General features: G+C 67.7%; 9 protein-coding genes and 1 riboswitch. Of the genes, 2 read left to right on the plus strand and 7 right to left on the minus strand.

Translation table 11 applies throughout. The features are described from left to right. Positions 1 to 232 precede the first annotated feature (232 nt). A complete protein-coding gene (locus tag ACPL7H_RS19100; protein ID WP_424798326.1) occupies positions 233 to 1,300 on the plus strand; it encodes a PucR family transcriptional regulator ligand-binding domain-containing protein in 1,068 nt (355 codons plus the stop codon). On the opposite strand, the gene ACPL7H_RS19105 is transcribed toward ACPL7H_RS19100, so the two are convergent. The 7 genes from ACPL7H_RS19105 to ACPL7H_RS19135 form a co-directional block, all read right to left on the minus strand. Next, the gene (locus ACPL7H_RS19105; RefSeq protein WP_424798318.1) at positions 1,297 to 2,268 is read right to left on the minus strand and encodes an NAD-dependent epimerase/dehydratase family protein; all 972 of its coding nucleotides are present in this window, start codon (positions 2,266 to 2,268) and stop codon (positions 1,297 to 1,299) included. The two genes, ACPL7H_RS19100 and ACPL7H_RS19105, sit on opposite strands and share 4 nt — an antisense overlap. Before the next feature lie 50 nt (positions 2,269 to 2,318). Beyond that, positions 2,319 to 3,383: an LCP family protein gene (locus tag ACPL7H_RS19110; RefSeq protein ID WP_424798319.1), complete on the minus strand. Its 1,065-nt coding sequence runs from the start codon at positions 3,381 to 3,383 to the stop codon at positions 2,319 to 2,321. 191 nt (positions 3,384 to 3,574) lie between these two features. Continuing rightward, a complete protein-coding gene (locus ACPL7H_RS19115) occupies positions 3,575 to 4,852 on the minus strand; it encodes an alpha-L-fucosidase (protein WP_424798320.1) in 1,278 nt (425 codons plus the stop codon). Between the two features lie 46 nt (positions 4,853 to 4,898). Next, complete coding sequence (locus ACPL7H_RS19120) at positions 4,899 to 5,222, minus strand: L-rhamnose mutarotase (protein ID WP_424798321.1); 324 nt, start codon at positions 5,220 to 5,222, stop codon at positions 4,899 to 4,901. A gap of 157 nt (positions 5,223 to 5,379) precedes the next feature. Further along, the gene (locus tag ACPL7H_RS19125) at positions 5,380 to 7,425 is read right to left on the minus strand and encodes a serine hydrolase domain-containing protein (protein ID WP_424798322.1); all 2,046 of its coding nucleotides are present in this window, start codon (positions 7,423 to 7,425) and stop codon (positions 5,380 to 5,382) included. A 259-nt stretch (positions 7,426 to 7,684) separates the two neighbouring features. After that, positions 7,685 to 8,656, minus strand: coding sequence for a LysM peptidoglycan-binding domain-containing protein (locus tag ACPL7H_RS19130; protein ID WP_424798323.1), 972 nt, complete (start codon positions 8,654 to 8,656; stop codon positions 7,685 to 7,687). A 1-nt stretch (position 8,657) separates the two neighbouring features. Then, positions 8,658 to 8,807: riboswitch (cyclic di-AMP (ydaO/yuaA leader) on the minus strand. Positions 8,808 to 9,018: 211 nt separating this feature from the next. Then, the gene (locus ACPL7H_RS19135) at positions 9,019 to 9,177 is read right to left on the minus strand and encodes a hypothetical protein (protein ID WP_424798324.1); all 159 of its coding nucleotides are present in this window, start codon (positions 9,175 to 9,177) and stop codon (positions 9,019 to 9,021) included. 289 nt (positions 9,178 to 9,466) lie between these two features. On the opposite strand from ACPL7H_RS19135, the gene ACPL7H_RS19140 reads away from it, so the two are divergent. Beyond that, positions 9,467 to 11,227: an ATP-binding protein gene (locus tag ACPL7H_RS19140; protein ID WP_424798325.1), complete on the plus strand. Its 1,761-nt coding sequence runs from the start codon at positions 9,467 to 9,469 to the stop codon at positions 11,225 to 11,227. The last annotated feature ends 129 nt before the right edge of the window (positions 11,228 to 11,356 follow it).

Genomic DNA, 11,356 nt, shown 5'->3' on the forward strand with positions numbered 1-11,356 from the left:
TGCAGTCGAATCTCACTGGAGAGTCTGGGGCACGACGTGTCATCGGGAGCACACTTCTTCGCAAGCTTAGGTGCTATCCACCGCATCGACGCCGGTAGTTGTAGGAAGATACAACCGTTGCCTCACCTACGTACTGAGTGCCGTCGCGGATGGCGGGCCAAGGAGGTTCGTCGTGGAAGAGACCCAGGAGGGTACGCCCCTGAGGGACCTCATCGACCACCCCGACCTGCTGATGAAGCCGGTGCCGGGCACACCATCCCCTGGGACGGCACCCATCTCCTGGGCTCATCCGACGGAGATGCTCGACCCCCGCCCGCACGTGCGGGCGGCCTCGCTGGTCTGCACGCTCGGTAGCGCCCTCCACGATGCCGATTCGTGTTTCAGGTTCGTCCAGGCTGTTGCGGACGCTGGACCTAGTGGAATCTGCCTCGGCCTCGGCGAAGTTCACCTCGAGGTCCCCGACGGCTTGGTCCGGGCCTGCCGGGACTTCACGGTGCCCTTGGTGACGGTTCCGTTCGGGGTCTCCTTCTCGCAGATCAACGAGATCGTCCTCGAGAGTCGTCTCGCCAATCTCTCCGGGAGTTCCCACGGCGCCGCCCACGCACGAAGTCTGCACGTGGGGCACCTACTCACTCTGATAGCGGACGGGTTGGCCGAGCCCGGTGCTGTGCTGCTGGATCTCCGGCCAGTGGTGCGGGGGGATCAGGCCGTCGTGGTCTCGGCATGGCCACCAGGTGTGCGGGAACGGTTGGAGCGCACGCTCGTACCGGCACTCATCGGTGAAGTAGGGGACGTGACACTCGCGGTGACCCCGCATGACCTCCCTGTTCGAGAACACGCAGCGCAGCTCAGTCTCGCCTGCGGGGTTAGCGCACCCGTGCAGGTTCGCAGTGTTGGTCGTGCCGTGAATGAAGCCCGCATTGCGGCGCGGATCGCGTGGCGGCGTGGGCTCGTCGTGGGAGCGGAGGAGTTGACCACCCTGGACGCCCTGCTTGCCCAACTGCCGAGTCGGCGGCTCAGACCCTTCATCGACCACGTGATCGTTCCGATTCAGGGAGCCCGGGGCGGGAGCCAACTACTGTCCACGTTGCGGCAGTTCATTGCAGCCGATGGTTCACCCCAGACCACAGCCAAGCGCGAGTATCTGCACGTGAACACGGTCCGGTACCGGTTGAGGCAGGTTCATGACATCACCGACAAGGACCCGTTCACCCACGAAGGGCTGAGTGACTTGCGAATCGCGCTCTGGGCACTGGACCACTCCCCTTCACGCGACAGCGAGGCCCAACCGTCCGACTAGGTTGGTTTATGCCGCTGGCCGAACCAGAGCATCTCCAGGCGGCGAGCGTTGGCGCGCGCGCGGGGGTGCAGACGGCCGGCGGTCTTGGCTACCGCGAGCGCCGCGCGGGCCAGGGGGCGTGGGATGTGCCGCGGGCGTCTGCCGTCGCCCAGGTGCTGCAGGAACGACGACGTGGTCCACCCTTCCCAGGGATGGATCACCGGGCCGGTGGGAACCTCGGGCGCCGTGGCCAGGTGCAGCGTGTGGGCAGCGACCTGCTCCACCGTGACCTGTGGGGTGGGATCATCCCCCGGTGCCGCCACGCAGGACAGTGGGGAGCGGGCGAGCCGGCGGACCTGGTCGGTCACGCTGCGGCCGGGGCCGTGCACGGAGGTGGGGCGGTAGATCACCACCGTGGGGCCGGGTGCCCCGTGATCGCCATGCCGCGGGCCGCGATCGGGCTGTCCCGCGCCGTGGTCAGGCTGCCCCGCGCCGCGCTCGGACTGTCCCGCGCCGGGCATGGGCGACGACTGGAGGTCGGCAGCGGACGCCACCTGCTCGCCCCACAGTTTGGACCACCCGTACGGTGATGCCGGTCGGGGCTGGGCGGCGGTGTCCAGCACCGTGGCCTCCCCGTGGACCGCGGCCGAGGAGACGTGCACCACCCGCTCTGCCCCGGCCAGCGCAGCGGCGCGGACGACGACGCCGGGCAGCAAAGCGTTGGCGCCCACCAAGGCGTCGGTCATCCCGGCCCCGGGGGTGGCCAGGCCGGCGGCGTTGATCACCACCTGCGCCTCGGTGAGGCGATCGGCCAGAGTGGCTGCGTCGTCGTCGGTCATCATCGCCTGGGCGAGTACCGCCTCGGTGCCGCGGGCCGCGGTGGTCGGCCGGGGTGCCGGGACCTCGATGACGTGGTGGCCGGCGTGGCGGGCGGCGGCGCACACTGCCGAACCGACGAAGCCGGAGGCACCCAGCACAGCGATGCGCACCTCGGCTCCCTTCGGGTGGGCCGGGCCAGGTGGCCCGGTGGCGGTTGCGGCTACTCCACGAGGTCGCCGAGTTGGACCAGGTCCTCGTTCTCGGCGACGAACTCCGCGGCGCGGTCCTCGATGAAGGCCTGGGACACCTGGTCCAGGGCCTCGAAGTCCAGTTGCACGATGGACTGGGCCCCGTCCGGGGATCGGCCCAGCCCGGTGACCGGGGCGGAGATGAAGTTGACGTCCCCGGGGCGGATGTTGCGCATCGACAGGGCCAGGTTGCGCATGTGGGAGATCTGGAAGTGCTCATCCACCGCCACGTTCTCGGCGACCACGATGAGCAGGTCGTTCAACCGCCCGGGGTTGGTGAGCACCTCCCGGTTAAACGCCGAGACCATCATCGCGCGCATCCAGTTCTGCTGACGTTGCATCCGGGAGAGGTCCCCGCCGGAGAGGCCGTGGCGCTGGCGGGTGTAGTCCAGGGCCTGGGACCCATTGAGCCGGTGGGTGCCGGCGGGCAGGTCGGTGCCGCCGCTGCGCAGGGGTTCGGTGAGGGTGAGCTCCACCCCGCCGAGCTCGTCGGTGATGGCCTGGAAGGACTCGAAATCGGTGACCATGATGTGGTCCAGGGTGATGCCGGTGAGGTCTTCCACCGTCTCGATCATCAGGGAGGGCCCGCCCCAGGAGAACGCGGCGTTGATCTTGGCGTCGGGGTGGCCGGGGATCGGCACCCAGGAGTCGCGCGGGATGGACATGAACGTCATCGACTCCCGGTCCCCGGAGACCTGGGCGATCATGATCGCATCGGTGCGCTGCCCGCCGGCCTCCCACTGGCTGGGGTCCCCGGCGGAGATCCGCGAGTCCGATCCGAGCACCAGGATGTTCACCGGGTCATCGACGTCGGAGTCCGCATCGGCGTCATCCTCGTCGTCGTCGGACTCGTCGCCCTCAGCGGAGTCGCGGTCCTCCCGCCCGGCGAAGGGGTCTTCGAAGCGTTCGATGCGGTCATCGATGCGGTTCTGCATCACGAAGAACGCGACGACGGGCACGGCGATCAGCAGCGCCACCAGCGACAGCGCGATGATGAGCGCCAGCCTGCTGCGCGAACGGTTGGACTTGTCGGCCATGGCGTTCATCGTAGAGGGCGACTTTCCAGGTCACGGGACATCGGTGTGCAGGTGTGGTGCAGGTTCGCGATGCGCTGCGCTCGGACCGCTGGGAACCTGAGGAGACCGCTTTCCAGGTCCCATCGACCGCCATGGCCGACTTGCCGGTCCCCTACTGCTGTTCGCTCGGTTCTTACTTGGTGGGTGGGGGATCAGCCCTGGGCCTCCAGGATGAGTTCGATCACCGGAACCTCGACCTGCGGGCGTTGGACGGGCAGATGCAGCGTGAGGGTTCCGGGTGGCTGACCGCCGGGGGTGGTGTTCCAGGCTTGCTGCCCGGGTTCGATTCGGCTGCGCTGCACCTCCGAGCCGTCGTGCAGGAAGCGCGCGTAGCGGACCTTGTCGGCCATGTCGCGCAGGTGCAGGTGCCCGAACGGCCAGACCAGAAGGTGCAGATAGAGCCGGTCCTCCCGGCGGGTCAGCACCGTGCCGGGCGGTGCAGGGATCTGCGTGGCACCGGCACCGATGACAGCCCGGGCATGCAGGTCCATCCAGCGTCCGACAGCGGTCAGCCGCTCGTCATCGCGTGGCGGAATCGCACCGCGACCGTCCGGCCCGATGTTCAGCAGCAGGTTGCCGTTCTTGGAGACGGTGTCCACGAGCATGCGGACCAGGAGGTCGGGGGGTTTGAAGTCGAGGTTGTCCCGGTGGTACCCCCAGGTGCCGTTGAGCGTCTGGCACGCTTCCCAAACCACTTCCTCGCCGTTGCGGCGCATCGGAGCGTCGGGTTGGTACTGCTCGGGAGTCACCAGATCCCCTGGGATGCCGAGGCGGTCGTTGACGACGATCCCGGGCTGCAACTCGCGTGTCATCGCCAGGAGGGCCTCGGCGTCCCAGTCCCCGGGGCCCTTGCCTTCCCAGCCGTCCCGCGCCTCGGGGTAGGTGAAGTCGTAGAACAAGTAGTCCAGCCGCCCGTAGTTGGTCAGCACCTCCCGCGCCTGACCGTGCAGGTACTCCCGGTAGCGGTTCATATCCCGGGTCTTGTTCCGCTCCCGGGCGTCGGGCAGATCCCGCAGGGGGTGGTGGTAGTCGATAGTGAAGTCCGGGTGGTGCCAGTCGATCACCGAGAAGTACAGACCGACCCGCAGCCCTTCGGCACGGACGGCCTCGACGAACTCGCGGACCAGGTCCCGGCCGGCCGTTGCCATCGAGTTGTAATCGGACAGTGCCGAGTCCCATAGGGCGAAGCCCTCGTGATGCTTGGCAGTCAGGACCGCATAGCGCATGCCGGCGTCCTTGGCCGCTCTCGCGATCGCCTTGGCATCGAACCGGTCAGGGTCGAAGAACTCAGCGTTCTTCTCGTACTCCTGCGCCGGGGTGCGCTCGCGCGTCATCACCCACTCGTGGCGAGCCAGGCCGCTGTAGAGCCCGAAATGCACGAAGAGCCCGAAACGGTCGTGTGTGAACCATCCACCTTCACCTGTCACCATGATCTCCCTCTCTGCTCATCGCGCGCTTTGCCACCGGAGCCGACGTTCACTCGGCGTCCTTCAGGTTCCACACCATCGGCAGACCGTCGCCCTCACCTCCGGTGGAGTAGTCGTGGGTGACCTCCTGCAACTGTGCCATCCGTTCCTGCCAGGCGACGTTGACCGGCAGATCGCGTAGCGCTCCGAGCAGTGCGGCATAGTCGTCACACTGGATGACCTGGAACACGTCTCTCCCGCTGCGCCAGATGCGCCAGTCGTGCACGCCGGTGCGGCGCATCGCCGCTACCAGCGCTCGTGGGACCTGGCGGTGTGCCTCCTCGTAGGCCTGCTCGGCACCGGCTTTCAGCCTGGTGTGAATGGCAACTCTCATCCCAGCGCTCCACTTCGGTCAGCGATGGCGTGCTCGATCTCCCACGACTGTAAGCCTGGGACGCTGCCCATGACAGCGATGTCCTTTTGAGGTGGGTCCCGCGCATGCGAACAGACTAGGCATAGGAGGTTCGTCTAGCCGGTTTCAGAACCACTCCTCAGTATGTGATGTCCAGGCTCAGCAACCGGCCCACCACCGCCACGTAGCCCAGGCCGGCGAAGGCCAGGGAGAAGAACGCCGCGCTGCCCGCAGACCACCAGCGCCGCCGGCGCAGCGAACCCACCAGACGCATCCCGGCCGGGATCACCGCCAACACCGCCACCAGGGTCAGCAACTGCGCCACCCGGATCAGCAGGGCCGGGGCGCTACCGGAGCCCATCAGCATTGCGGCCACCACCGCCCACAGACCCACCGCGAGCAAGGCCACCGCCGCACCGACCGTGCACGCCAGCCGCAGCCACCGGTCCTCTCGCGAGGTCTGCAGGCGGCCCCGGTAGCGCCGGCGCACCAGCGCCGCTACCGGGCGGCCGAGCAGCCCGACCACCAGCACCACCGAGGTCCCCACCAGCACCCACGGCACCAGCGCCAACGTTGCCGGCAGCGGTTCCAGCGCGATCGCCGGGTGCAGCCCCACGACCCGCACCTGCCCATCGACGACGTCGGCGCCCAGGCGTTGCTGCCCGCCGACCTCCTGCCACACCCAGGGCTCCACTTCCGCCAGCACTCGCGGTGACCCGGAGGCGTCCACCAGCGCGTCCATTGTGAGGGTGCCGTCGCCGGTCGCGCTGATCGTGACCGGTACGAGCGCGGAGTACAGCCGCACGAAGTTGCTCTGCACCCCCCGGGTGGTCATGTAGGACCCGGCGAGCACCTGCGCGTGCTCCCCGGCGGTGGCGGTCGGCTCCGGAGCGGTGCGGGTGTCGGGGAAGTACCGGTCGGTGAACCCGTGCACGAGTTGATCGCGGATCACGGCGGTCGACATCGGACCCACGCCTGAACTGTTCAGTCCGATGTAGATCCCGGTGCCGGTCTCGGGATAGATCTGCATCTCGGCGTGGAAGACGTAGGTGTCCCCGCCGTGGCCTACGATGCGCTGGCCGTTGCGGTCCAGTTCATACAACCCCAGGCCGGTGCGCGGCCCGCCGGCCAGCCCGCCGAGGGTGACGGCGCCGAACGCCGGCTCGGCCAAGGTGCGCAGCGACTCCGGGGACAGCATCTGGGAGCCGGGGTCGCCGACTTCGCCCGCCAGCAGGGTGAGCATGAGGGCGCTCAGGTCCGCAGCCGTGGCGCTCATCGCCCCAGCGGGTGCGAGGCCGATCAGTTCGAAGGGTGCCGGCTCGGCGCGCAGGTGCGGGTAGCCGCCGGACATCTGCTCGGCCAGTTCGGTGGGCAGCGGTTGGGCGAAGGTCGCGGTGGACATCCCGGCCGGGGTGAAGATGTGCTCGTCGGCGTAGTCGGCGAAGTCCATCCCGCTCACGCGTTCCACGACGTAGCCGGCCAGGGCGTTGCCGTAGTTGGAGTACGACGGCGTGGTGCCGGGGGCGTAGATCTGCCGCGGCGGGTCGGTCAGCATCTCGCGCAGCGGCGGGACGTCGCCGGCCGGGTCGACGAAGACACCGGCCAGGCGTTCTTCGAAGCCGGCGGTGTGGGACAGCAGGTGGCGCAGCGTGATCGGTTCGTCGTAGGTGGTGGGGATGTCGAGGTCGATGTAGTCGGCGACCGGGTCATCCAGGCCCACGGCCCCGTCTTCGACCAGTTGCATGACGGCGATTCCGACCACCACTTTGCTGATCGAGCCGACCCGGAACAGCGTGCGCTGGGCATCCACCGGCTGCGGCACCGAGTCAGGGTCGTCGGCGCCGGAGCCGGAGCCGGAGCCGGAGCCGGAGCCGGTGTCGGCGTAGCCGTAGCCACGTTCGGTGACCACCTCGCCCTCGTGGACCACCGAGACCGCTGCCCCGGCCACGCCCTCACGTTCCAGCGCGGCGGGCAGGAAGCCATCCAGCCAGGCCTCGGTGTCCTCGCTGGTCAGCGCGGCGGCCGCCTCGGCCGAGGACGGAGCGGCCGGAGGGTCCGGTGGCGGGTTCACCGGGGCGCCCTGCTGGGCTGCACACCCGGCCAGGACCGCGGCGAGGACGACGGCGATGCTCGCGGCGATCCACGACCGCCGGCGGCGCTGAGGTGCTCCGGCAGGCGGTGCCATGGCCGGCGTGCGAGGCGGGCCGTGGCCTGTACGTGCTGAGTGAGTTCCCACGAGCCCTGACCCTAGGGGCCGCCGACATCACCCCACCCCCGAAGTCAGCATCAATCGGCTGAAACCGCCCCCTCAGCCGACCAGTGCTGGCTTCGTCGCTGAGGCCGCCTGATCATGGGCGAGCAGCCCGGTCCGCAAACGCATCGGCCCGCCCCGAAGTTCGGGGCGGGCCGATGACTCGCACGCGGCAGTTGAGTCCGTGAGCCGGTCAGGCCACCCGGATGAAGGTCGGGTTGGCCCGCCAGATCTTGCTCTCGTGCAGCGCGGTGCCGGGGTTACGGGCGGCGATGTGGTTGCCGTTGCCGGTGTAGATACCGATGTGCCCCGGCCACCACACCAGGTCCCCGGGCTGGGCCTGGCTGGCGGAGACCACCTGGCCGGCGCTGCGCTGGGCCCCGGAGTTGCGCGGCAGGTTGATGCCGGCCTGGGCGTACACGTAGGAGGTGAACCCGGAGCAGTCGAACCCAGCCGGGGTGGATCCACCCCACACGTACGGGGTGCCCACGAACTGGCGGGCGATGTTGACGATCGCACTGCCAGAGGCACTGGCCTGCGGGGAGGGCGCAGCGGAGCGCTGGCCGTCACGGGAGGCCGTGTCGGCCCCTCGTTGCACGGATGCCGATCCCGAGCCCGACGTTGACGCCGATCCCGAGCCCGACACCGACCCTGACGACGAGGCCGACCCCGACGACGATCCCGACCCACCGGGGATGGTGAGTTCGTCACCGGGGAAGATCAGCGCGTCAGCACCCAGGCCGTTGGCGTCGATGATCGCCTGGACGCCGGCGCCGTACCGCGCCGCGATAGCCGCGACGGTGTCACCGCGGCTCACGGTGTGGGTGGCGCCACCAGCGCTGGCGGTCACCGAACCTGTGGGGATGGTGAGTTCGTCACCGGGGAAGATCAGCGCATCGGAGCGAAGGCCGTTTGCGTCGATGATCCCCTGGATGCTGGCGCCATGTTCGGCGGCGATATTGCCGACGGTGTCACCGGCGTTCACGGTGTAGGTCTCGTCCGGGTCGGCGCTGGCTGCGGGCATCGCCAGCCCGAAGGCCAGGCCCGCGGTGGCCACACCGGCCGTACCGCGACGGGCCACCTTTCCCACCGGCAGGTCGGAGAGGAAGGTGGTGGGACGCACGTCGGCTCGGTGCCGCGCGCGTGTGGTGCTGTGTAGTGTCATGGTGTTTTCTCCGGTTGCCTTCGGGGTTAGCTGTCGGGTTCGGGTCGGATAAACACCCGGCCTGGCCGTGGCCAGACTTCACCCCAGGGACCAGCACGCCGGTCCCGTCTTCATGGGTCCCCCGCCCCTGCCATGGCGGCTAATGGACCGCGGACGGTGGCAGAGTTCGGCGTCCGCCCACGGACTTCCAGGTTCGGAAGTGCCGCGACCGTAACCCGCCCACGACGCATTGTCACGGTTCGGTAACATAAGTCACAATTAGGTCACGGTGCGGCTCCGGGGACTCGGTTCACAAGCCCCCGTCCGCGACCGGCTGATGCCCGCGAGCAGGACGGCGATTGCGGGCAGTCCGACGGCACTCATCACTCCACCCCCGCCTCCCGCCGCGTCCGCGCATTGGCGTGCACCGACCACCGCGGCACCCACCGCCCCAGCGCCGCGATCACGGCGCCCGAGAGCACCCCCATCGACACGATCCCGGCGGCCAGCGATCCGAGCGCCGCGCCGGCTGAGACCACCAACGGGCCGGCCGCCCCCCGGTGTCGGCGACAACCGCCAGAACCCAGCACCCGTGGCGAGGGCCCTTGACACCGCATACCGCGCACCTGTCGCCCGGACCGCGGAGCCCGCGTCGATCCCTGGGCCGGACCTGGAAGGCAAAACACCACGGTGCCGCAAACTGGCAAGAAAAGTATCATTCGCGTGCGAGGCGCCTCGGGGGCCGTAGCAAAGTTGTGAGTTATCGCATCATCGCTACTTCGTCATAACTTTTGGCGTGAGTTAATTATGACCTTCTGCCATGATGGGTCCATGGCCATAACTTTCGGTGAGGACCCGGTCCGCGCAGAAGTGTCCGACATCCTGGCCCGCATCGCGGCTGGGGAGACCGTCGACCAGGAACGTGAACGCAAGCATGTGGATCTAAAGGAAGAGACCGGGCGCCGCGACCGTTCGGGACAGGTCGGCCCGGGCGAGGAACGAAGCGCGGCAGTGGCGCAGCAATTGGCCGCTGAGGCAGCATGCATGGCAAATACGCCTGGCGGAGGTGCGCTCATCGTCGGCGTAGGCAACGACGGCACCGTGCTGGGCGCTGCAACGGATGCAGAGTGGCTCAGGCATCGCATCTATGAGATCACCGGACGGCTGCTCACAGTGGACATCGCCGAGAGTGAAGTCCAAGGCAAGCGGCTGCTCGTCATCATCTCACCGCCGGCCGTCGAACCGGTTCGCATCAGTGGTCGGATCCATTGGCGAGTGAATGACAATTGTGTCGAAGTTGATGCCGCCACGTGGCACGCACGTCGCATGCGGACTCTCAACTATGACTGGTCCGGAGACACATCAACCACACCTGCGTCTGCGGCCCGGCCACAAGCGCTGGACCTAGCCCGGGAGTTCCTGCACGACAGTGGCGAGAGCGAAGCCGAGCAGGTTGCGGGTAGTACTGATAGTCAACTCTTGCGTCGACTTAACGCAGTTACCGGCGAGGGCATGCTTACCAATGCTGGCGTCCTGGTCTTCGTCGGTCGGCAGAGCCCTAGCCTCGACTACGTCCGTCGCGAGTATGCCGGTGGCGACAGCGCCACACGCGTGAACCGCAGCGGTCGCTCTCTACTCGAAGAACTCTCTGAAGTGTTCTTGGCGACTGATGCCCACAACGCAACCCGGCACGTTCAAGCCGGCCTGGTGATACGGCAGATCCGAGAGATCCCAGAACTGGCTGCCCGTGAAGCTATCGTCAACGGCGTCGCGCACCGGGAATGGGGGTCCTCGGCCCCCACCATCGTGGAGCACATCGGGCGCACACTACGAGTCACGAGCCCAGGTGGCTTCTTCGGGGGTGTCAACTCATCCAATATCATCACTCACCCGTCGCAGTCGCGAAACGCTGCTCTTACCCAACTCTTGGCCGACTTGAAGGTCGCCGAACGAGAGGGCATCGGCGTAGACCGAATGGTGCGCGAGATGGTGAGAGCCGGGCACCAGCCACCCGATATCCGTGAAATTAGCGGACCGTTCATACGAGCCTCACTGGTCGGTGACTCGCTGGACCAACCCTGGATCGCGTGGCTCGGTTCGATCGAACCGAAGAACGAATCGATGGATGTCTACTCTCTCCTGCTCCTGCGCCGGCTGGTAACCGTTGGTTGGGTCGACGCGATTCAAGCCGCTCCACTGATCCAATTGACACTCGAAGAAGCACGCGGCGCCATCTCCAAACTCTCGCAGGCAAACATTGACGGACGACCGCTCCTGATCATCGCCAAGGGAACACCAGAAGGCACTGAAGCGGTGTGGAGACTGCATCCAGCCGCCGCAGAGTCTCTGGCAGCGCATGATCGGACAGCCGGTCATATTCGAGGTCTCCCCACCCGGCCCGAGATCGCCCGTTCCTATGCGCAAGCGCGTGGACGGATCAGTAGTACTGAACTGGGTTCCCTCGTCGGTGCCAGTCCCAGCAACGTGGGCGGAGTCCTCAAACGCCTAGCAACCGAAGATGTGCTCGCTCCCTCAAGCACAACGGGCCGGGGGCGCGGGTTCTACTACAAGTGGATCGGGCCTACTGAATAAGTGGCTCTTCCGGTTTTAGAGTGCATTGATCCGGGTCGCCAGTTGGCCGGAGTGCAGTAGGCAGCGCAGGACGTAGTGGTCGAAGTTGCGGAACCCTAGGGCGATGCCGCGTAGGGCTTCGAGGCGTCC

Source organism: Pseudactinotalea sp. Z1732 (assembly GCF_049724975.1).
In the GTDB taxonomy this organism is placed as follows: domain Bacteria; phylum Actinomycetota; class Actinomycetes; order Actinomycetales; family Beutenbergiaceae; genus CALKWS01.

Coding starts and splice junctions, on each gene's coding strand:
- ACPL7H_RS19120 (WP_424798321.1), bottom strand. CDS start 5,222: ATGAGAGTTGCCATTCACACCAGGCTGAAAGCCGGTGCCGAGCAGGCC.
- ACPL7H_RS19115 (WP_424798320.1), bottom strand. CDS start 4,852: ATGGTGACAGGTGAAGGTGGATGGTTCACACACGACCGTTTCGGGCTC.
- ACPL7H_RS19130 (WP_424798323.1), bottom strand. CDS start 8,656: ATGACACTACACAGCACCACACGCGCGCGGCACCGAGCCGACGTGCGT.
- ACPL7H_RS19100 (WP_424798326.1), top strand. CDS start 233: ATGAAGCCGGTGCCGGGCACACCATCCCCTGGGACGGCACCCATCTCC.
- ACPL7H_RS19125 (WP_424798322.1), bottom strand. CDS start 7,425: ATGGCACCGCCTGCCGGAGCACCTCAGCGCCGCCGGCGGTCGTGGATC.
- ACPL7H_RS19110 (WP_424798319.1), bottom strand. CDS start 3,383: ATGGCCGACAAGTCCAACCGTTCGCGCAGCAGGCTGGCGCTCATCATC.
- ACPL7H_RS19140 (WP_424798325.1), top strand. CDS start 9,467: ATGGCCATAACTTTCGGTGAGGACCCGGTCCGCGCAGAAGTGTCCGAC.